Genomic DNA, 20,006 nt, shown 5'->3' on the forward strand with positions numbered 1-20,006 from the left:
TCCACAACGTCGAGCGATCGCTTAATCGCTCCGGCGCATTCTCAGGGAGTAAAACGTCGCTGCCATAGATCGCACTCTTACCCGTGTAGTCATGGGTCTCATCAGTCCGCTCATCTTTGATTTGCTCACCCGAGCGATAAGCAGCCGCAGCCGTCGCACTTCGACCTTTGCCTCGGCTGATCACCTGCATTCGGAAACTGTAGATTGCCATAACTACAACTGCTATAGGGGTGGGGGTCGAGGGGCGTAGCCCCAGCGCACGGCATCACGCAGTGATGTATAAGTGCGCCCTTCCGTTCTGGCGAACGCCGGGACGCGGCTGCCTCCGGCAGCCAAGCCGCGACATTTTTCGCATCCCATGGACACAATCCCCGGCAGCGGCTTTAGGCCCTAAGCCGATCCAACCGACTGGGGCTTGGAGCTAGTGGGGAATCACGCCCTTGGATACGACGATTTACGTTTTGTTGTGCTTGCTTAACACGCGGTGATGCGCTCTGATGTCTGGCGCTAGCCTGTGCGTAGTTCCACTGACAGCGCTATCGTCATTGCACCTCATATGTCGAAAAAACTTGAGGCCCTTTTAGAAAAAGAGAGAAAGCTTAAGGCCCAGATACAAAAGGCCAAAGCCACGGAACGGACGCTGGAGCGTAAGCGACAGACGCGCCGGAAAGTGCTCATCGGGGCAGCGGTATTGGCAAAAGTTGAGGCCGGTCTTTGGCCAAAAGAAGACCTCTTGGCAATGATGGATGGCTTCCTGACTCGGCCCCATGAACGGGACCTGTTTGATCTCGATGGTGATGGGGGTGCCGCTGACACTGAGGCCACTCAGCAGCCGGATAAGAAAACGGTCTCGGACAAGAAACGGACATCTACTCAAAAACAGGAGGCTCATCGCCTTCCTGAGTCAAAACCGGGCTCTGGTTTTGACAACGATGATTTTGACCTTTAGCAGGTTTGATTTTTTGGGTTTGAGCTATGGCCGATATTCATTTGTTTGGCGGCGAGAAAGGCGGCGTCGGAAAGTCCTTTGTCTGTAGAACCGCCATCGCCTATCACTTAGATCGCGAGATCGATTTTGTCCCCTTCGACTCTGACAGATCTAACGCCGATGTATTAAGAATTTATGGGCAACCGGCTGGCTGCAGGCAGGCTATTTTTTCTGAAGCAGAACGCTATGACGATGCCGCCAACGGCATCTTTAATGCAGCCTTGGAAGGACATCGGGTGTTGGTTAATTTACCGGCGCAAGCGATGCCTGCCCTAACTCAATGGATTAATGATAATGAGCTGCTTGAATTAGCCAATGAAACTGAGGTGTCCTTTGTAAGTTGGTTCGTGTCGGATTGCGGCTTAGATTCGCTCAAGCTATTTGGCGAAATGCTCGATACCTTTGGTGATCGCGTACAGCATGTCTTTGTCGCGAACTATGGCATGACCGAGCGCTGGGAAAGGCTCAAGGATAATCAAGCACTCATGGACCGGATGCGCGAAGCCGGGGTGAAATTGGTGAAGTTTCCGAAGTTTGTGGGCCGTGCCGTGCGCGACAAAATTGATGAGCGCTCCCTCACATTTGAAGCGGCTAAGGCATCCGATGAATTAGACCCCATCGGCAGACAAGGGGTGAAGTCATTCCTGCGTAAATCATTCGAGCAGTTTGAGGCGGCGGGGGTCTTTGCTAATGGTCAGTAGCAACCTCGGAAATCGGGATAAGGGCTATGGTGACATCTTGAACGATGGCCCTGGCCGCGTGTCGATGTTAGACCGAGCGTTAGAGGGGGCCACGGCTGAGGCTAAAGCCAGGGTGCGGGGGGTGCTGCTGCGCTATGGCATCGATGAGGACAATGAGTTCTTTATGATCTTTGTCGCCATTGGTCACCTCCTGGTGCTGGTGGAGGAAGCCCCCGAAAATTGGCAATCCTTTTTTGACGATATCTATGAGGAACTAAACCAATGGTCGAGCCAGAATCGAAAGAGTCTCGAAAGCCTGAAGCTACACACTCAGACATCAGCCGAGCTGATTCAGAGCTTGCGGCTACTGATTGCCTCATTGACGGCATCCGACGAGAAGTCGAACAGAATGCTAATGACGCTCAACAGCTTCGAGTCGAGGTTGAGCAGTATCGACAAACACTCGGTCTCGGCATCGGAGAACAGCAAGCAAGTCGGCAACCGGCTCGACAACACCAACCGACACCTCAGCGATCTCAGCTACCTCACAAATCAGCAGACCTGGATATCGAGCGTTAACACCGTCTTCTCGATCATCCTGTCGCTGGCCTGGGGATTCGCGTTATGGCACATCAGCTCTCAGGGTCAGGTGATTCAGCAGTTGAAGGCTCAGCAGCAGGACCAGGCGAAAAAGATGGAGTGGTTATTGGAAAAGGCGAATCGAGCGGAGTGTCATCACGGCATTAAATCTGCTGATGATCCGCAGTGTCAGTAAAAAACTCAGGCAAACGGAGACTATTTACCCATGACTCAAGCTCAAAAACTTCTAGACCGCTACACAGATCTCATGCATGAAATTGCTGACGCCCTATCAGTAGAGTTTAAGCAGCGCGGCTGTCCTAAATTAAAAGCTCAATACAGTCCACACGAAGAAGGGGTACAGATTTTCCATTCCTCTAAATCCTCAAGCTATTTCCTGGTACACGGCGCGGAGTCATTACAGAAACTCACGCAGGCCAAACGCTTACCGGGAGACCTCGATGAAGTGGATCGCATTGCCTGGATTTGGACCAATGTCGAACCGTGTCGATAATTTCAATGGGATACGTTTACATATCTACGATGGCTGACTTAACGGGGAGAGATTGAGAGCGATTGCCGGTAGCCCCATGGGTGGGAGGTGTGGTGGGGCTTTGGGGCACCACAAAATATAACCGAGCGGAGCGAGTCCTTAATAGAAGACGATTATTTTACGCACCCACATACAGGGGTGATTCGCCTAGCTAACTCAAACACCCCTGCATAGAACTTGATCTAGAAGATACTATAGAGTCCCAAAGTAGTTATCGACACGAGTTTTGAATGGTAAGTTTTTGTTGAATTGATAATTTTTCATACATTTCTCTATCCAGAGTTCTGTTAGTTTATCTGATTGTTTTCTTAAGCTTGGCGCAGGCAATTCAAGCTTTTCGGGAACATCTAAATTTAGATAATTTAGAACTTCTACAATAGTTTCCGCAAAATTTATATGGAAAAATTCGTACTCTAGAATGAGAGGTTTAATTCTATATTCTTTAAAGAAGGAAAACCATTTCAATTCATAATCATAGATTAATTGAATTAGATCGTTAATCTGATTAAAATCAAATTCCAACTCTTTCTTATCATTGATATTCTCCTGATTACTGCTCCAAACCCCAGTTTGGATGGCTTTTGAAAAGGAGACTGCTTGCCTCAGCTTATCGTGCCGGCGTAAGTATATATAATGACAGTTTGGAAGATATTGATTAAGCAGATTTGGCATCTTGTACCATGCATATTCCGGCGTCGCTCGTAATTTTTTAATTAATTTTTCTAGCTGCATCCACATAAGCTTTACGCCTGTTATGCCATTGGATGAAGTACATAAAACAGGATACTCATCAAGATACGCTTTATAGTGGGGAAATTTATAATAGTCTCTCCAAACCAACTCATTATCTTGAGTTTCTAATTCCTTCGGATACCCCAAGATTCCTGTATTGCTCAAGAGTTCACATAATAGAGAGCTACCGCATCTTGGCGTTGTACATATAATGTATGATTTTTTTTTAAGCATCTTTTAATAGAAAAAATCAGCTTGTTCACAGGAAAGAACTAGAGGGCATCTCTAATTATTCAGGTTCTCTTAAAAGTGACAACGATTTTCAGCAGTTTCAGCTTCTCAAAAGACGCAGTCAGGCAATTAATCGAGGTGCCCTAGAGAATTTAGCTATTACTAAGCGAAATATCAGTCATACTACAATCACCAATATAAAATCCATTTTCCCTTTATCCGAACACCGTGCCCTTGCAAAGTAATTCTTTCATCTTCTAAAGTAAGATTCTGGGTAGCTGAAATTCGATGCAGAAATACACGAGTATGTAAAAATAAATAGCCAATTCTATATGAATGAAAAATTTTCTCCTTTCGAGACACATATTTTAAATAGTTTTCAATTGTATGCACAAGACCACAACGATAAGCTCTATTTAATGTATATTGTGAAACTTCCCAAGAATCTAAACCACCTCCGGATTTTGGAAGATTAATTGCTAGGGTGAATGATATTGGCTCTATCCTATCTAATGCATTAGACCAAGGAAGAAAATGATATTGACGATCAAAATGTGGTTCAGATTGCGGTATTGATGACAAGCTTGGAGCTAGGAAAATATGAAAACCTGGCAACGCAAAAGATTTCGTGTAGGTTACTGGAGAATTCAAATACTCCTGAAGTGATCTTCTTATCTTTTCTAGAAGACAACCAAAATATTCTGACAAAATTGAATTATAAAGACGAAGTCTTTGATGATATGTCTCATTTACGTTTTGGGATTCACTAGCGTCAAGATAAGTGGCTACACCGAGTGTGAAAAAATTACATGGAGTATCATAGCTTCTTTTAATCCAGTAACTTCTTAAAGCATACAAATTATCTCTTACTTCTTTACACTCTTCCTCGTTAAGAATAGGAATATAACTGTAATTAGATATATCTTTTTGCATATCGAAAAAATAGAATTATCTTCAAATTATCAATGCGATAAAGTATCTTAATAGCTCATTTAAACTGATTGTTAACTTGAAATGTTTTATTCTCTTAATATTAGTTGCTACAGTTGATAAGAAAATCTATTAAGGAGCTTGTTATATCACCATTTGCCCTACGATCATAACTGTCATATGCTGGTGTTGGATTTACTTCAAAGCACCAAAACCTATTATCCTTTGTAAGCTTAAAGTCCCAACCAGCTAGTGTGAGACCAACTTTCTTGGTTGCTTCTATAATTTTTTGATCTAGCTCCTCCGGAAACTGATATTTCTGAAAAGTACTTTCTTGATAGTCAAGCCGATAGTCAACCTTAGAGGATTGAATTAGTTGAGCATGAATTACGTTTCCAATCACGTGTGCTCTAATGTCAGAACCATCAATATAACGTTGTAAATGAACAGGTCCTTGGGAGGAGTCAAAGTCTAAGAACTCATCAGCACAAACAATTCGGCAATTTGCACGAACACCAGATATGGTTTTGACAATTGTAGGTCCAGAACAAGCAAATTCATAAAGGCGACTAGCATCAGAACTTGTGATGCTGGGAGGGACTAAAAAACCTAAGGATTGTAGGAAATTTTCATGGAACGGTTTGGAACTATTATGATTTTGAAAACCTGGCCGATTTATAACAACTCCTGGTATTTCTCTTAGCCAAGCTGATAATCCAAAGATCATTCCTCTCCAGCATGTTGCTTCATTGAAATTAGAAAAGACTGATGCTAAGTCAACTAACCTACAAAAATACGAACCATTTGGATCGAGAGCAACATATTTTCCATCTATATACAAAGCGCTCATTTCATTGACTGGAAGAACTATATCCCATTCCCCCATTGCTAGTGCACGTAAGTTGATAGGCTGAATTTCAACTTTTCTTCTATGTGCTTCTTTCAAAAAATGAATATATGTTTTATCTGTATCTAGCCCAATTGCATAAATCATGTCAGTAATATTTTCAAAAGGCTTTTCTGTACATCTGACCAATTGAACTGAACTAACGACATTTGAGGGAAAGGTTCAACCTTCACAAGGAAAACCTCATCTAAAGAGCTTGAGATGCTCCAGATTACAACACCGAAGGTTAAGTTAAGCTTCTTTATTATTGCAATGCTCTCAGCCTCTAGCGATATTCCTTCTAAATTCTTAGAAGTAGCCCTCCAAGCACTATCACCAACAACAGTTACAAACTCATATCCACCACTATGAATTGCAGGCCTATAGCGATATGGCCCAGTTCCGTTAGGAATATTAGGTGATTCCTCAACAAGCCACGTAGAAAGATCCTGTATCCATAAGCCATAGTTTTCAAAGGATGCTTGAGGCTTTCTTGAAAATGCTTCAAACCGACCAGTATTGATATTAAGTTGATTCTCGGTAATTAGAGCTGAAGAAGTCCAGTTCCCAAACAGCCCCTGAGTCGATGGTCTATTAACTACAGGCGATTTTGTAAATGCTGCTGTTGCCCAAAGAGTAGCAAAACATTCACCGTAATAAAATTCAGAGTCGAAACTTTTTCTTTGGATAGGTAAAGATGGAATACGGATAAATTGAGGAACCTCAGGATAAACATTTGTGCCACATCTGTTAATTTCAATAGTAAAAATTTTAGATGCTTCAATCAAGGATAATCTAGCCACATTTATCCCTGATGACTTGACAAACTCTGAAAATGAAACAGCTAGGCTATCATCTGGATCAGCAACTATCAGAAGGTCCATATTCCATACCTATCAGTTTCAAGTAGTACAGTTCCAACTACATTTAGTCATATCTTAGAAGAGTAGCTTAAACATAAATAAATCTTTATTAGGATAATACTTTCAGAAAGTTATTGAGATAGATAATACAAGCAAAACAAGTACATAGGTAAAGATACTTTTAGACAACCAAATAATAAGTGAATTAATTAGTAAAATTAGACATTTTTTTGATATTAAAACTTCGATACAAGAAGTGTTTTATCAAACATATCAGCTATTTTTAACTGCCAAAATTAGTCAGAAATTTTGATGAATGCCATACTTTTAAGGGATTAGCATTATAAGAATATGTATATTTGAAATTACTTATCGATGCTTTTAAACACTCCTCTAGGATAGTAATGGAGTCAATGAATACGCATAGGATAAACGCGTACTAATACAAACCATTGCCTATTAATTTAGTTAAATGTAACCATAGCGGGCGTATTAAAATTAAATTGGGCATAATATGCCCAATTTCTTCAAGAGATTAATCGGTAGACAACCCCCTTCTTAAATAATTGGGGTTTTGTTAATTAACCTGTCAAGGCGCGCACTATGCAAGTTCTCGATTTGACCTAGTTGTTGTTGATTAATTAAGGCAGGGTTTCCGTACTTTGATAAAGGTAGATCGAACACAGCATCTGCTCCTCCACCTCCAAATTTTCCCTCAGTACTGTCTTTAGCTTCCTTGCCTTCCTTTTCCTTTGTATCTTTACCGCCTTCTTTTCCATCTTTCACATCTTTACCACCATCTTTACCGCCATCCTTTTTTCCAGGATCAGCTAGGAAGAAGTCGAATTCTGATAGACCAGCTTTACCCGCTTGTAAAGTATCAGGCGGTGCTTCAATCTGAGCTGATATTATCTGCTCCACTGAATTAGTAACTTGCTCTTGTCTACTAACAGATAGACGTCGCAAGATATCAGAGCGATCTTCGGATGGGATAAATGGACGTATATTTTGTTGACCAATTTGTTCAGGATTAACCATTGCTCCTACCCTCGGACAAACATCTTAAACAAATCGCCCACGTTAACACCATTTATAATCAGTCCATCAATATCACAATTGACAAACTCAACCCCTCGAAGGCTGCAATTTTCATAAACAGCGCCATCAATATCACATCCACTAAAAGCACTTCCCTCAAAGTTTGCACGGTTGAATCTGCAATTAAAGTAAGAGGTTTCGTGAATGATAGAATGACTAGAGTTAACCTTACAGAAGGTAGATGAGGTAGCATCAGCCTTAACAACCACCATATTGGGACGCAATGGTGATTCAGTAGCTTTTTGTATATTGTCGGTTTCGCAGTCAGTCATGACATTGTCCTTACTTATCGACTCAGAAATCAAAGAACATCGTTAACAGCCAATTTCGAAAACATCGCAATCAGTCAAGCATGATTCTCAGGTTTTCTATACTACAAGCCTCAACCGACTTGAATATAATCTAAAAAAATATATATTTCAAGCATATTACATGTAATTATAACTATTTTGGCTTACATTACGTACAGCTCATTGTATTTTTTATTGGTAAGTGAAAAGTATTTATGTCTCATCCGAATTATCGAGCACTAGATATTGAATTCATGTTTTGCTTCAACCGAACACCATAAGTATTTGCAGATGAACAAATTTTCTGCGAGAAGATTTTGTGGATAGACATAGGAAAAGATGGTCTCAGAAAAATCCTGATTAAATCTGATACGTGGTTAATTATCTCATCAATAAACAAACTCAAATAAGCTTGACGACAAGAGTTGTTCTCCTTTTTTTATAGAAATTACAGTCACATTAGAAGCTCTCTTGAGCTAGTCTCTGTTCACGCAGTGCAAAAACCTACAACTTTAAAGTTCTGGATATGGATTAACTCAAATAATTCACTTGTTATACTCTGTCTCCCTGATTTCTCATTCGATGAGGAGCTTGAATCTCCCTAAAATATTGGGACTAGCTGCTCCCGACGCAACTATTCCGCCGCCAAAGCTAGCCCATGAAAAAGCCCCAGTCTCAACCAGGGCACAGTTAGTACTATTCATCCAGCCTAAAGCATTTATCAAGGTGACGTGGCTAAGCAGATAACTGCTTGGCTAGTTTGAGATCGCAAGCCGCTCCAGCGGAGCATCGTCACTCACCTACCAAGGTAACCACTTCCGCGTCTGCTTAGACTGCTCCCTAACAACAGCATTAATTTTGTTATTCACTTCTCTCTGATTTTCACCTCCAATAGTGCCTTCCATCCGCTCAAGCTCATACGCTGAGAGCGATTCGTTGACCGTATAAGCTTGTTGAACTTCGTGGGGTAACGTGTCTCTACGGTTTGTCTTTCCGCCAGTGCCTTCATACAACTCAGTGACAGTACAGCCAAACAATTCGTTCGTTTCTGTCACTACTGCCTGGGCATAGGCTTTCTCGTCACCGCCATTCGCTTTGATAGTATCGGTAAACCGTCTAAACGCCATAGCGCCAGTGAAGCGCTTACGCTGCGGTCCTAGATCCTGCGAATTGCTCAGTAAATCTAGTTGAGAATCCGATGGCTCCAGCCGATCCTTCTCGTTCTTCCAAAAGTCTAAAAAACTCATCTGCTTTTTCTCTCTCTTGGACGTCAAAATCCTTATGGAATATGTCCTCTAAGCCTGTTTTGATAATCTCTACTGCTTTGGGATACATCAGGAACTCGTTAAAGATTTGATGACGATATTCGTAGTCCCAGCGCTCAGGCCGAAAGGCAAAGGTACTAGTGAGCAACATCCAAGAGTCTAAGCAGCTTGCATAGGCAAGCATTGCTTCAAATTTGCACAGAGCGTTAACCCAGGTTTTCTTATACCTGCGGTCACCAAAGGTCTTCATTTCTTTGGCAAAATTCTCAGGTTGGAGAATTGCTCCATCCCATTCGTTGAGAATATCCCAGGTATATCTAACCTTTTCTTTTAGCTCGGGCAGTTTCATCACGCTTGATGCGGTGGTGTTACTCACTAGGTTACTCCTTCTCAGTCGCCTGAATCGCTAAATTTAATGCCGGTTGCGGTCTTTCCTGAGTACTGAACAGCGACCCATCGACCGTTGGGAAGTGAGTAATAGTCATTCAGGCTATCCCGGTAAGCGGGGAAGCCAAACCTATCGGTGATGGAGTCGTACTGCTGCGGAAACTGAAGATACAGCAATGCCTTGATTTCAGACTCATTCAGCTTGCCATCCACGCTATAGGGTTCTAACCCTGGAGGTGGGGCCGCTGAGGTTTCGACCGCTTCAACGGCTGACGGTTGGAGAATCTGACTTAAGTCCTCTGGGCAATTGGTAGTTGCGATCGCAATCCACAACAGCCCCACAATATTCCGCGTCATTGGCCACTCCCCATCCGTCGCTGTTTCAGCTGACCATAGGTATCCATCTCCGCCTGCAGTTCCAACTTGTATCGCATCATGCCCCGGCGTTGGCCTGCTGCTTGAAATGAGGCCAGCTCAGCATCAGAAAAGTCTGCCTCTGTCACCGCCAGCTGATCCACAAAGGACTCCAGGTCGGCCAACTCCTCTGCAATAGACTGCTGCATCATGCCGTTCTGAGTTTGGCGTAGGGCAAGAGCACTACTGACGCTATCGGGCATGAGTTCGCCTTCAATGACGCCAGCGCTGGCCCATTCGTGGGAGTAACGGGCTTTGGCATCGGTCACCCAGGCATCACGTTCAGAGTGCTTCACCTCAGCAAACTCACAAAACAGGGTGCGCGCTAGGTCGGTATATCCCTTCCCAGATTTCAACAACGACTCGGGGGCTACCTTCTTTAACCAAGGAAACCAGCGATTGCGGATAGTCGAATCAGAAACGTTGTACGCTTCTGCGATGGATTGTGCGGTGTGGTGTCCGCCTGTGTACGCCGCCACGTCCGATAGAACGTCCTGCCGGACGTCCGAATATGTGCTATTCATTAGTGAAATCCTAATGACTACAAGGGTTTGTGTGTGTGCGGGGCCTGTACTTTTGATGTGCGGTTCCAATGCGATCAAATGTACGCCCGTACACTCGACACTACAATAGGACAATAAAACGGACACGTCAAATACTATTGATTAAGAGATAAAACCTTGGCAGTCTACATGACAGTAGATAGATCAGGAGACGCAACAGAAGGAATTACAGTATTAGGCGTTCTTAGGTTTTGGTTGCCATGGATGCTGAGCTGGACGAAATACCCGTTGCTTCGCTACCGGATCGCTACGGTGTGCATCGTTCCCAGGTGTATACCCGCATGGATGCCTTAAAAAAACGCGATCGCAACCTGATTCCGACTAAACGAGGTAAGCGGTCTTTTATCACTCGACAGATGTTGGAATACCTGGATGGGATGGCAGCCCTGATACAGCAAGGGCAAACCACCCAGGAAGCCGCTGATCAAGTGTTGCGTCAGCTTCCTACACGTCGGGCCGACAGTCCAGTGGACATGAGACAGGTTCAGTCATCAGAACTAGCGATTGCAGCTCACAACGCGACCTCCGCCTTTGACTTCGAGCAGTTACTCAGCAAACTACGGGGCTTACAAGAACTGGCCGATCAAAACTGGTGGCTAAGCAGTAGTCAGCTCGCCCAAGTTTTAGAACTAGAGACACTGCCACCAGGAGAAAAACTTGAATTCCATGGATTTCGGTTTAGCAAAGCAGGTACCCATGGGACTGAAACAGCCTGGAAAGTGGAGAAACTGTAGGCGCAATACTTCCACCCTAAACAGACGTAAACGTTTGATCTCAATATTCAAATAATCCGGTACTCTAATCTCTGAGACCACAACTTCACCAGTGAATCTGTGGTTTTATTCACAAGTTCACAACTTCACCAGTGAGATGAAAGTTTATTCCATAGTCAGCAATAAGGGCGGTTGCGGGAAAACCAGCCTGGCGGTGAACATTGCGATCGCAATGCATGTAGAGGGTCAGTCCGGGTTAATCATCGATTGCGATCCACAGGCAACCGCCACCGTCTGGGGTCAACAAAGAGAAGAAGATGAACCGGGCACGATACCGGCTCAAGGTCATCAGATAAAAACCATCATTGAAGAAGCCGAGAGCCAGGGCTGTGATTATGTCGTGATCGACACTCCGCCCCATAGCGATCAAACATCACTCGCAGCAGCCAGGGTGGCAGATGTCGTTTTAATCCCGGTTCGCCCCAGTCTGCCAGACATCGCCGCCCTCAGCTATACAGATGACTTAGTATCCCTGGCCAAAAAGAGAGAACAGGCCCATGTGGTCATCAACTCTGCTCCGACAAAAGGAATGCAGAATGACGCCCAGAACGCTATCAAAGAAATCGGCCTAAATCTGGCTCCCGCCCAATTCTGGCAGCGGGTCGCCTTCAGCCACTCATTCAATAGCGGCCAGGGTGTGTTGGAATACGACCCCAGTGGAAAAGCCGCTGCCGAGGTAAAACGGCTTATGCGCTGGCTTTCACGGCTGTGATATCTTGTGAACAATTGAACTTTATCACTAACTCACAAGATGACTAAGAAATCCATTGCCGATGCAATCAAGGCCAAGGTTGAACCGCCAGCGGAGAAACCCGTCACCACCGAAGCGGAAGCACCGGAAGCAAAAGCAAAGACCACCAAAAAGCAAAGCTCTAGAGCTGGCCAAAAGCATATCGGCGGTTACTATCCCCCGGAATGCCTAAAGGCCCTGAAATTGATCGCCGTAGAAGATGAGATCACCTTAGAAGACGTGATCGCCACTGCAATGAATCAGTTTCTATCCAGCCGAGGGAAAGCGCCCATATTCCCGGTCAAAAGCGATGCAGGCTAAACCGGCTCAGCTACCAGATGCAATCACAAGACCACATCATCACGCCTGAACTTGTTCACAATCTCACAACCCATGTTAGAAACAGGTCAGATTATCCCCATCCAATTCAAGGGCCGCTCATTCAACGCCATTGTGATCGACCCTGACGGACTGGGAGCCGCTAAACCCACCATCGGCGTAGGTTATCGGGGTATGAGTCGCCATACCAATGTGCCCCTTTCCACCTTCGTCAAGAGGGTGATTCATAACGAGGGGGGTAGCCACCTCAAACTCCCGTCTGGCAAGCTCTTTAGGGTGATTCAAATTGAGGCAAACGATAATAACATCTACAACGTCATTGAGGTATCAGACTGGGTAGATTTGGTCTCCGATTGGCTCAAGAACCCAGGCAGACTTGGCCCAAAAGCAAGAAATGGTCTGATTGACTTCCTCGCCTGGTATGCCGCTGAAGGTCTTTACGCCGCTGCCTATACATTCCTAAAGCAGACCTACACCCGCGAAGATAATGAAGTTGTCCAGCGCTGGTTAGTATCACGCGAAGCCGGGAAACCCGCCCGTCAAGATTGGAGTTGGACAATTGCCGAACAGGGAGAAGGTAGCCCTTATAAATACGGCAAGTGGACTAATTATGTCTATAACGGCCTCTTTGGAATGAACGCGGCTGAAATGAAGCAGCTTTGGGAAGAACCCGTTTCAGGCAGTAAAGCGATCGCCCGCAACTACATCCCTGAGTCTGTTGGAATAGAAATGGTCGCTTACTGCGAAAAGCTGGTTTCGATTTTGGAATTAGAGGACCTGGAGAAGACCCACGATGAAGCGATCCGACTGACTCAAATGAAGTATCGGAAACGAATAGCGCCCCCAAGCGAAACACCTGAGAGCTAACTTGCGAACATGTGAACTTGATAACTAGTGAACTCAAAAATGGATCATCCCAACTAATATTTTGTTTTTATTTGTCAGTGGCAGATCTCAGACAGGACATTGTAAGATCTCTGAATCACAAAGGAGGTAGTATCTATGAACTAAATATCTGCAGGCACTAAAAAACCTTCCAAACTTGGCGGCGAGGAAGGCTTCTTAGTTCTTTAATTTATCCACTGGACACGACGTCATTAACCACGGACTGGAAACCCAGTTAAGACGTTGACAGGGTTTTCATGTGCAATTTTAGCGGGAATAGAACATTCCTGCAACTGATTACAGAATGCCTTTTTGTCTGGTGGTTTTGCCCCTTACTAACCACCAAAATCATGGCAGTTGCATCCTCATTGCAGCGGCCCACATTCGTTCAGGAGCTGGATGATCGCTTCCTGGCGCTGTGGCCGCATCGATTTGACTATCTCTATGCCCCACATCCTGACCCTGGCACTAAGCCTCAGTGGCAAACAGAAACCAGACACCCCCTATCCGACAGACTTATTAACCAGGGCACCTATCTCTACGGTGTGCGATTCGGCTCACTCACCCAATACGCCATGCTCGATATCGATTCGGGCAGTCCCTATCACCCCAGGCGTGACCCGCTCGGGATCGCACGCATCTGCGAAGCCCTCGAACCCCTAGACCTATGCCAACACCTGACACTCACCAGCTCAGATAGCGGGGGTCTCCACCTCTACTTCCCCTTTGAAACGCCGCTACCATCCTGGAAAGTCGGGCTGGCTATCACCACTCTGCTTGAGAACAAAGGCTTTAAAGTCATACCTGGATGGTTAGAAGTCTTCCCCAACGCCAAAGCCTACAACCCAACCGGAGACACTCTATACAACGGCCACCGGCTACCCCTCCAGCAGGGCAGTTATCTACTCAATGCCGACCTGCACCCGATCGAAAGCAGCGGGTTTCATTTCATCAATCACTGGGAAACGGCCACTGCCCACAATGACATCACCAGCCACACCCTAGAACTCGTCATCGAGCAGGCCCAGCGCAAAATCTATCGCGTCTCTCACAAGGCCGAAAAATTCCTCAACGACCTCAATGCCGAGATCGCACTCGGGTGGACGGGTCGGGGGCAAACCAATCGACTCCTGGGCCGCATCACTATGCGGGCCTATATCTTTGGTCACATCTTAGGGGCATCAGCCCCCCTCACAGGGGACGCCCTAGTGGGACACATCATGGAAACCGCTCAAAGTCTGCCAGGATTTACCCTCTGGTGCCGTCATCAGAACGACCTTGAAGCCAAAGTCAAAGACTGGGTCAGATGCATCGAAGCCAGTCACTACTTCCCGTACGGGGCAGATAAGCTGACCATCGACATCGCACCAGCGGGACCCTCTTGGAATGAGCGTCAACAAACAGAGGTCAGAGAACGCATTACCCAGACGGTTACAACATTGCAATCAACAGACACCTGGCCTGCCGGAATTACAGAACGCTTTGACCAGCTAACAACCCAGGGCATTAGCGGCAGTTCACTGTATAAGCACAAGGACCTGTGGCATCCTCGATTTATGTCAGCCGCAGCTGCGGCCAGCGACCTAAAAATCCCCCCAAACCCCCCTCCTTCTCAAGGGGATACGTTGGGGCAAGAGACCCCAACGCAATCCTCACAAGCTTATTGGGAGAATGGATGTAATACATCTCATATCAACAGGTCTAGGTCTATTGATGGGGATATTATCGAGCAGCCTGGGTGTAATAATTCCTCGGCCAAACTCAGCCCCATTCCTCAACAACTCCGATTGCACATTCACCAAGCTATCAGTGACGCTCAGAACACTCAAAAAGTAAGGCAGCACTCTTACATTGATGACCAGTTAGACCAGCTGCAGCGCGACTATGATGCTCAATTAGACCGCTGGGAGACCTCTGACGATCCCATTCTTCAAGCCGAAGCCCACGCTCGGCGTACTGCTAGACGAAACGACCCGCCAGGCTGACGTAATTGTCTACGACAACACCGATTACAACGGATATAGAGCTAAGCCCCAATGATCACCTATCCTGCCTCAGGACAAGGCTTACAGCCGTTCGTGTAATCTTTAGTGTAAGTCAAATAAGTTAATTTATCGGAAATCAAACCCTTACCTTGAATCATCAGAGCAAGGATTATGGTCGTTTGCGTAATTTTTAGCGTAAGCAATTATAGCTACCTTATTCAGGGTAGTATTCACGCCATAGGGAGATGCCTACGGAGCGGTGCGCCTGCCGAGGGTTCATTTATCTGTGGGTAGAATTTCTGCCATAAGAAGATGCCCACGTTAGCTTGGGTGTTTCGACCTGCAGGTTGTTTCAAATAAGGGGTGCTGAAGGCGGGCGGGGCTTCGTGAGAGGTCTCGCCTAGCTAACTCAATTAGGCCTGTTCAAGCTACACAAATAGTTGGCGACTTAGCGTAGGTCTTTGAGCGACTGCTACACAAAGGCCCATGCCTAAATGCTTGTTCTTTGTAGATTTCTAGGTGAAACTATTGCCAGTCGAAATGATAATAGACAATGCGTCGGAATTGGAAGCATCACAACGAGAAAGAGAAAATAGCCTTCGAACTTTATAGAACTAGGCTATTGTTCGGCAAAGTAGACAAGGGAGTTAAAGATAAAGATTGGGAAACCGCCGAGAAGATTCTGACAAGTCCTCTGAGGAGAGCGCTTTTTTCTATTAATCGTCCCCTTGTCAAGTTAGAAAAACATTTAATTCAGCCTTCTAGGAGATATCTGAATCAGTTAGCAATCTTCGATATTGTTGACAGGCTAAGCTCTACGATATTAACAATCACTCTGTTGTCAATACTCATCGTGCTAGTGTATGCGAGCTTACTTTATGAAAATGGAAGAGAAAAAAGAGAGTCAGACAGATTACAGCAAGCCACGATGGAGTATTACCTTAGCCAATTATCTAATATTCTACTCAATGTTGAAGGTGATTTAGAAGCTGACAGGAATCAAGCCATACGTACTATCGTAAATGCTACCACCGCAACTCTATTAAGAGATCCCAATCTAGATGGACAGAGAAAAGGACAAATCATTGTATTTCTGTCTCAAATGGACTTTGTTCAGAGTAAACAGAATGATGGTTTGGAGATTAAACAACCAATCGTTTCCCTCAGCGGTGCTGACCTCAGCGGTGCTGACCTCAATAATGCCAACCTCAGTGGTGCTGACCTCAGTGGTGCTGACCTCAGTGGTGCTGACCTCAGTGGTGCTGACCTCAGCGATGCCAACCTCAGTGGTGTCGATCTAAATTATGCCAACCTCATCAGAGCCAACCTCAGCGGTACAGACCTTAGCGGTACAGACCTTAGCGATGCCAACCTCAGCGGTACAGACCTCAACGGTACAGACCTTAGCGATGCCATAATCCAACATACTGTTCTTATTGGTACAAATCTCACTGGTGCAAATCTCACTGGTGCAGACCTCACTGGTGCAGACCTTGTTGGTGCTAACCTTACGAATGCTAATCTTGATGAAAAACAGCTTCAGAAGAGTTACCTTTGTAAGTCTATTCTCCCTGAAGACTTCGCAACTGATCCGAACCGGACATGCCCGAGATAAGGTTGACACCTATCACAAGGTATAATAAATAGTTAAGTTGAGGAAGCAAAAGTGGAAAAAATAGACAAAACCGACCATGTATATGAGTTCGTCAAGCTTGTACGCCTGTTGCGATTTAGAAAACATGTTGCGAGATTTACGATTATTGCGACTATTGCTTGGTTCATTCTAATACCTCGCAATCATCCATTTGTGAAATATCCATCCCTGTTATTTCAGATTTCTTCTATAGTTCTTACGATATCCACTACTGCTTTACTCTCAACCTATTTTGTTGAGGCTTATATGGATAACGAGGAAAACTGAATATTATGTTTAATCTCTGGAGAAAAGCTAAGGGAGCTACCATTATGGGAGCTTTTCTTGGTACTGCTGGTGCTATTATAGGTTTGTTAACAGTACCAGAAGACCTCAATTTTTATCAATCTTTTAGATATACTGCACAAACAGCAGCTGCAGGTTCTATTTCAGGGTTTGCAATCGATGGTGCATTCGGCATCACCCAGAAAGTCAACAACAGAAAATTTAATAACGCCTCCCAACACCTTAAAGAGAATTTGGAAAGTGGAGCTCTTGATCCAATAAGCTTTTTGTTAGGATTTATATCACTTAATTATTATTATCAAGACTCTCAGGCTTATTCTGATAGTTCAAGTAGACTTAGAGGAAACTCTACAACAATTGGTCGTGAGTTAGCTTGGATAGTCATGAATGTCTTTCCAAGGATTTTACCTAAAATTTCAAAAGAAAATATTGTAAATCCTGATTTTTTAAAGAGCACTTTATTCGAGCTGTATGATGATTTTTTGGAAGCTAACGAAGGGCATGATAGCTTTTTCCAAAGATTTTCAAGAAGTCGGGCTCAAACAGAAAACTTAGTAAACAAGATAATACAGAAGTGGCATCTCAGAAAAGCTGTCCTCTCCTCTCCTCAAGGACAGCTTCAAATAAAAGCTGATAATCGTATACCCTTGAATCTTCTTCCCAAAGAAAGAATAGAAGAAACAAATATACAAGAAGAGCGTAATGAGACTTAGTGTCTATTCACTCAAATACCTTATTTATTGAGTTTTCGAGCATCGTTTATCCAAACTACTCATAGAGGGCATTGGCCTGATCGCATCTTTTACTGATGGATGCTAACCAACATATTTTGGGACGAAGACAGAGGGCGGAATATTGTAGAGCTGGCCTTTGAGTAGTAATGGAACAGTAACCTGCGCTAAGGCTGAAACCTTTGCCGTGAAAGGTTTTTAGTGTAGTAAATATGAACTATAATTAAGACTCTATCTTTGTAACATTTAATCCTTACCCTAATTGGTACAGAAAACCATAACGGTATACCAAGGGTTTCAGCCGCCTTCAGCCAGGTAGGTTTAATTGGTACAAAAATGGGATCTGCTTAGCGTAGGTTTCTGGTCCGATGATACTGAAACCCCGTAACCATACATTTCGGGCATCTGGGATTACTAACTTCTACGGAATGGGGGAAGTTTGGATAATGCCCAGAAGATAGCGGCTCATGCGGATATTCGTGCTACAAGGCTTTATGATAGGCGGAGTGATAAGATTAGCCTTGATGAGATTGAGAGGATACGGCTAAGGTTCTGAATCAATCACATCAGCATTTCTCTGAGATGTGGCGTAAATTTACTAAGAGATCGCTGATAGAAACTTGATAGGCTTGTTGCAGAGACGCCCATTTTTTCAGATAACTCCTCCCATTTATATCCGTCTAGGCGCATCAAAGAGATTTTTTGGAAGTGAACGTCTGGATGTCCTTGAACGTGACGTGATTGAAATATACCTTCTGGATCTTCTTCTATATATTGCCTCAAATCATCTAATAATGTTTCTGAATTTGAATTACTGGATATAAGCTCCTCACTTGAGATGCTGTCTAGATTATTCCATCTCAGTTCGCTTATGGAAGGGGCATTTACACTTTTTGGAAAAGGGTGCATGTAATCGCGACTGGCCTCAATGAAAAATCTTCGTTGTAAAAGAAAGTTCACCCAACCAAGGAAGCTACCTCTGTTAGGGTTGTAGTTATATATCCGTTCACATATGTAAGCAAAGAGGCGTTGAAGTGCGTCTTCGTAGATATCGCCGTAAAAGCCCCTGAACTTACCGGCTTTTGGTCTTGCTAGCCTCTTTGAGGCTAACAAGATTTCTATCAACTGTGCAAGCGCTTTTCGTTGTGCTCTACTACGAGGCGGAGCACATTGAGCTACATGAGCTAAGTTTTGAAGTATTTGATCTAAATTTTCTTGGACCACGTCAATAGAAGCAGAGATACTCAATGTAAGTGAGTTACTGAACGTAACTTGCAACCAGAGGAAACCAGCTCAAAATTGACGTTTAAAACAACGGAATCTCATTGCTAATATCCTAATCAGCTTGATTGTTTGATATTACGCCTATCACAAAAATAAGCACTCAAAGCACTGATATATAGAGGGTTGAATTTTCTAATTGCCCTTCGTTGCAGCTAGGCTTCAATCACTTCACACATTAGATTTGTTGGTATTGACTGTCTATGGACTCTCAAATTGAGAGCCCGTAGACAGATTTTATGGACAAGAGCTTAGTGTTCCAGGTCTAGCTGTTCACTCTGATCTTGTTCAATGTTGATACGCAGTTGTTCGGCTTCAAAGTTCATCGATACCGACTTACTCAACAGTGCCGCAATGAAGAAATAGATCACTGCGGTAACCGCTTTCGGCTTCGATTGTCGAAAATTTGGCATAAGGAAATTTCCTCGAGATTTTACAATTTGAGTTGGCTACTCAAATGCATGTATAACCTCTCGATGAACTTCGGGTCATCGCATCTTCATATTTATTAATAATAAAGTATTCAGCTATGAAGAGGTAGCTGAACATAGTTGAGCTAAGTTTTAAGGTGGACATTGCCGTTACGAGTAGCCAACCCAAACCGGAAATGTCCAAAACTAGAAATACGTTTATTAGACCCGATACAAGGGTGACTATTAAACGCTTCTAATTATATCTCGCTGCAAATGATGCTTTTCTACGCAGATTAGTTGACATCTTTACAAAACGAAACAATTTGCGATTAACTAATATCGTTTGGAGCCTCTCGAAAGCATTGATAAATAAACTTTTCAGCGCCATTATGAGTAGCCAGCTCAAGCTTGAAATGCCCAAAGTTTAGAATCCCGACAGCTTTTTTAACACTGACATGTAGGGCCTCTAAC

General features: G+C 44.2%; 24 protein-coding genes and 1 pseudogene. 12 read left to right on the forward strand and 13 right to left on the reverse strand.

The features are described from left to right. A partial coding sequence (locus IXB50_RS20095) for a MobA/MobL family protein (RefSeq protein ID WP_215610785.1) occupies positions 1-211 on the reverse strand: 211 nt, incomplete at its 3' end. A gap of 303 nt (positions 212-514) precedes the next feature. On the opposite strand from IXB50_RS20095, the gene IXB50_RS22305 reads away from it, so the two are divergent. From IXB50_RS22305 to IXB50_RS20115, 4 genes are read left to right on the forward strand one after another with little or no spacing between them, the layout of a single operon-like run. Beyond that, positions 515-949 (forward strand): hypothetical protein, encoded by a 435-nt coding sequence (locus tag IXB50_RS22305; RefSeq protein ID WP_246564761.1) that lies wholly within the window; start codon positions 515-517, stop codon positions 947-949. Between the two features lie 26 nt (positions 950-975). Further along, a complete protein-coding gene (locus IXB50_RS20105; RefSeq protein WP_215610786.1) occupies positions 976-1,689 on the forward strand; it encodes a P-loop NTPase family protein in 714 nt (237 codons plus the stop codon). Continuing rightward, positions 1,679-2,443: a DUF6753 family protein gene (locus tag IXB50_RS20110; RefSeq protein ID WP_326520856.1), complete on the forward strand. Its 765-nt coding sequence runs from the start codon at positions 1,679-1,681 to the stop codon at positions 2,441-2,443. The genes IXB50_RS20105 and IXB50_RS20110 overlap by 11 nt, the downstream gene beginning before the upstream one ends. A 30-nt stretch (positions 2,444-2,473) precedes the next feature. Then, positions 2,474-2,761 carry a hypothetical protein gene (locus tag IXB50_RS20115; RefSeq protein ID WP_215610788.1) on the forward strand — a complete coding sequence of 96 codons (288 nt, stop codon included), beginning with the start codon at positions 2,474-2,476 and terminating at the stop codon, positions 2,759-2,761. A gap of 231 nt (positions 2,762-2,992) precedes the next feature. Here the strand turns inward: IXB50_RS20115 and IXB50_RS20120 are convergent, their stop codons facing one another. The 10 genes from IXB50_RS20120 to IXB50_RS20165 all read right to left on the reverse strand — a co-directional run bounded on the left by IXB50_RS20120 (position 2,993) and on the right by IXB50_RS20165 (position 10,420). Beyond that, entirely contained in the window at positions 2,993-3,766 is a 774-nt protein-coding gene (locus tag IXB50_RS20120; protein WP_215610789.1) for a Stf0 family sulfotransferase, read from the reverse strand. Positions 3,767-3,952: 186 nt separating this feature from the next. Beyond that, complete coding sequence (locus IXB50_RS20125) at positions 3,953-4,696, reverse strand: hypothetical protein (RefSeq protein ID WP_215610790.1); 744 nt, start codon at positions 4,694-4,696, stop codon at positions 3,953-3,955. A gap of 100 nt (positions 4,697-4,796) precedes the next feature. After that, on the reverse strand, positions 4,797-5,687 hold the full coding sequence (locus IXB50_RS20130; RefSeq protein WP_215610791.1) for an ATP-grasp domain-containing protein: 891 nt from the start codon (positions 5,685-5,687) through the stop codon (positions 4,797-4,799). Next, positions 5,684-6,463, reverse strand: coding sequence for a hypothetical protein (locus IXB50_RS20135; RefSeq protein ID WP_215610792.1), 780 nt, complete (start codon positions 6,461-6,463; stop codon positions 5,684-5,686). The genes IXB50_RS20130 and IXB50_RS20135 overlap by 4 nt, the downstream gene beginning before the upstream one ends. Positions 6,464-7,000: 537 nt before the next feature. Beyond that, positions 7,001-7,480, reverse strand: a complete 480-nt coding sequence (locus IXB50_RS20140; protein ID WP_215610793.1) for a hypothetical protein — start codon at positions 7,478-7,480, stop codon at positions 7,001-7,003. A 5-nt stretch (positions 7,481-7,485) separates the two neighbouring features. Next, on the reverse strand, positions 7,486-7,812 hold the full coding sequence (locus IXB50_RS20145) for a pentapeptide repeat-containing protein (RefSeq protein WP_215610794.1): 327 nt from the start codon (positions 7,810-7,812) through the stop codon (positions 7,486-7,488). Positions 7,813-8,630: 818 nt separating this feature from the next. Next, positions 8,631-8,957 (reverse strand): hypothetical protein, encoded by a 327-nt coding sequence (locus IXB50_RS20150; protein ID WP_246564763.1) that lies wholly within the window; start codon positions 8,955-8,957, stop codon positions 8,631-8,633. 16 nt (positions 8,958-8,973) lie between these two features. After that, positions 8,974-9,471, reverse strand: a complete 498-nt coding sequence (locus IXB50_RS20155) for a hypothetical protein (RefSeq protein WP_215610814.1) — start codon at positions 9,469-9,471, stop codon at positions 8,974-8,976. 14 nt (positions 9,472-9,485) lie between these two features. Further along, the gene (locus IXB50_RS20160) at positions 9,486-9,839 is read right to left on the reverse strand and encodes a hypothetical protein (RefSeq protein WP_215610796.1); all 354 of its coding nucleotides are present in this window, start codon (positions 9,837-9,839) and stop codon (positions 9,486-9,488) included. Further along, complete coding sequence (locus IXB50_RS20165) at positions 9,836-10,420, reverse strand: hypothetical protein (RefSeq protein WP_215610797.1); 585 nt, start codon at positions 10,418-10,420, stop codon at positions 9,836-9,838. The genes IXB50_RS20160 and IXB50_RS20165 overlap by 4 nt, the downstream gene beginning before the upstream one ends. 239 nt (positions 10,421-10,659) lie before the next feature. Here IXB50_RS20165 and IXB50_RS20170 point away from each other — a divergent pair, with 239 nt between their 5' ends. From IXB50_RS20170 to IXB50_RS22900, 8 genes and pseudogenes are all read left to right on the forward strand, one after another. Then, positions 10,660-11,193, forward strand: a complete 534-nt coding sequence (locus IXB50_RS20170) for a hypothetical protein (RefSeq protein WP_215610798.1) — start codon at positions 10,660-10,662, stop codon at positions 11,191-11,193. Positions 11,194-11,329: 136 nt separating this feature from the next. Continuing rightward, positions 11,330-11,944 carry an AAA family ATPase gene (locus IXB50_RS20175; protein ID WP_006513436.1) on the forward strand — a complete coding sequence of 205 codons (615 nt, stop codon included), beginning with the start codon at positions 11,330-11,332 and terminating at the stop codon, positions 11,942-11,944. Between the two features lie 39 nt (positions 11,945-11,983). After that, a complete protein-coding gene (locus IXB50_RS20180) occupies positions 11,984-12,283 on the forward strand; it encodes a ribbon-helix-helix domain-containing protein (protein WP_215610799.1) in 300 nt (99 codons plus the stop codon). A gap of 72 nt (positions 12,284-12,355) precedes the next feature. After that, positions 12,356-13,168 (forward strand): hypothetical protein, encoded by an 813-nt coding sequence (locus IXB50_RS20185; protein WP_215610800.1) that lies wholly within the window; start codon positions 12,356-12,358, stop codon positions 13,166-13,168. Positions 13,169-13,536: 368 nt separating this feature from the next. Then, positions 13,537-15,171, forward strand: coding sequence for a hypothetical protein (locus IXB50_RS20190; RefSeq protein ID WP_215610801.1), 1,635 nt, complete (start codon positions 13,537-13,539; stop codon positions 15,169-15,171). A 928-nt stretch (positions 15,172-16,099) separates the two neighbouring features. Continuing rightward, the gene (locus IXB50_RS20195) at positions 16,100-16,786 is read left to right on the forward strand and encodes a pentapeptide repeat-containing protein (RefSeq protein ID WP_215610802.1); all 687 of its coding nucleotides are present in this window, start codon (positions 16,100-16,102) and stop codon (positions 16,784-16,786) included. Between the two features lie 311 nt (positions 16,787-17,097). Then, positions 17,098-17,823, forward strand: a complete 726-nt coding sequence (locus IXB50_RS20200) for a hypothetical protein (RefSeq protein WP_215610803.1) — start codon at positions 17,098-17,100, stop codon at positions 17,821-17,823. Positions 17,824-18,227: 404 nt separating this feature from the next. After that, a pseudogene (locus tag IXB50_RS22900) lies at positions 18,228-18,397 on the forward strand (tyrosine-type recombinase/integrase); the annotation flags it as partial. Positions 18,398-18,402: 5 nt separating this feature from the next. On the opposite strand, the gene IXB50_RS20205 reads toward IXB50_RS22900, so the two are convergent. Together IXB50_RS20205 and IXB50_RS20210 are read right to left on the reverse strand one after the other, a co-directional pair. Next, a complete protein-coding gene (locus IXB50_RS20205; RefSeq protein WP_215610804.1) occupies positions 18,403-19,065 on the reverse strand; it encodes a sigma-70 family RNA polymerase sigma factor in 663 nt (220 codons plus the stop codon). A 308-nt stretch (positions 19,066-19,373) separates the two neighbouring features. Further along, positions 19,374-19,535, reverse strand: a complete 162-nt coding sequence (locus IXB50_RS20210) for a hypothetical protein (protein WP_215610805.1) — start codon at positions 19,533-19,535, stop codon at positions 19,374-19,376. Positions 19,536-20,006: the final 471 nt, after the last annotated feature.

Source organism: Leptothoe spongobia TAU-MAC 1115, assembly GCF_018739885.1.
In the GTDB taxonomy this organism is placed as follows: Bacteria; Cyanobacteriota; Cyanobacteriia; order Phormidesmidales; family Phormidesmidaceae; genus Leptothoe; species Leptothoe spongobia.

Excerpts from the sequence above, each read along its gene's own strand:
- IXB50_RS20170 (WP_215610798.1), top strand. The coding sequence starts at position 10,660 with ATGGATGCTGAGCTGGACGAAATACCCGTTGCTTCGCTACCGGATCGC.
- IXB50_RS20195 (WP_215610802.1), top strand. The coding sequence starts at position 16,100 with ATGGAGTATTACCTTAGCCAATTATCTAATATTCTACTCAATGTTGAA.
- IXB50_RS20190 (WP_215610801.1), top strand. The coding sequence starts at position 13,537 with ATGGCAGTTGCATCCTCATTGCAGCGGCCCACATTCGTTCAGGAGCTG.
- IXB50_RS20175 (WP_006513436.1), top strand. The coding sequence starts at position 11,330 with ATGAAAGTTTATTCCATAGTCAGCAATAAGGGCGGTTGCGGGAAAACC.
- IXB50_RS20200 (WP_215610803.1), top strand. The coding sequence starts at position 17,098 with ATGTTTAATCTCTGGAGAAAAGCTAAGGGAGCTACCATTATGGGAGCT.
- IXB50_RS20110 (WP_326520856.1), top strand. The coding sequence starts at position 1,679 with ATGGTCAGTAGCAACCTCGGAAATCGGGATAAGGGCTATGGTGACATC.
- IXB50_RS20115 (WP_215610788.1), top strand. The coding sequence starts at position 2,474 with ATGACTCAAGCTCAAAAACTTCTAGACCGCTACACAGATCTCATGCAT.
- IXB50_RS20135 (WP_215610792.1), bottom strand. The coding sequence starts at position 6,463 with ATGGACCTTCTGATAGTTGCTGATCCAGATGATAGCCTAGCTGTTTCA.
- IXB50_RS20120 (WP_215610789.1), bottom strand. The coding sequence starts at position 3,766 with ATGCTTAAAAAAAAATCATACATTATATGTACAACGCCAAGATGCGGT.
- IXB50_RS20165 (WP_215610797.1), bottom strand. The coding sequence starts at position 10,420 with ATGAATAGCACATATTCGGACGTCCGGCAGGACGTTCTATCGGACGTG.
- IXB50_RS20180 (WP_215610799.1), top strand. The coding sequence starts at position 11,984 with ATGACTAAGAAATCCATTGCCGATGCAATCAAGGCCAAGGTTGAACCG.
- IXB50_RS20125 (WP_215610790.1), bottom strand. The coding sequence starts at position 4,696 with ATGCAAAAAGATATATCTAATTACAGTTATATTCCTATTCTTAACGAG.
- IXB50_RS20130 (WP_215610791.1), bottom strand. The coding sequence starts at position 5,687 with ATGATTTATGCAATTGGGCTAGATACAGATAAAACATATATTCATTTT.
- IXB50_RS20105 (WP_215610786.1), top strand. The coding sequence starts at position 976 with ATGGCCGATATTCATTTGTTTGGCGGCGAGAAAGGCGGCGTCGGAAAG.
- IXB50_RS20160 (WP_215610796.1), bottom strand. The coding sequence starts at position 9,839 with ATGACGCGGAATATTGTGGGGCTGTTGTGGATTGCGATCGCAACTACC.
- IXB50_RS20140 (WP_215610793.1), bottom strand. The coding sequence starts at position 7,480 with ATGGTTAATCCTGAACAAATTGGTCAACAAAATATACGTCCATTTATC.
- IXB50_RS20185 (WP_215610800.1), top strand. The coding sequence starts at position 12,356 with ATGTTAGAAACAGGTCAGATTATCCCCATCCAATTCAAGGGCCGCTCA.
- IXB50_RS20150 (WP_246564763.1), bottom strand. The coding sequence starts at position 8,957 with ATGGCGTTTAGACGGTTTACCGATACTATCAAAGCGAATGGCGGTGAC.
- IXB50_RS20145 (WP_215610794.1), bottom strand. The coding sequence starts at position 7,812 with ATGACTGACTGCGAAACCGACAATATACAAAAAGCTACTGAATCACCA.
- IXB50_RS20210 (WP_215610805.1), bottom strand. The coding sequence starts at position 19,535 with ATGCCAAATTTTCGACAATCGAAGCCGAAAGCGGTTACCGCAGTGATC.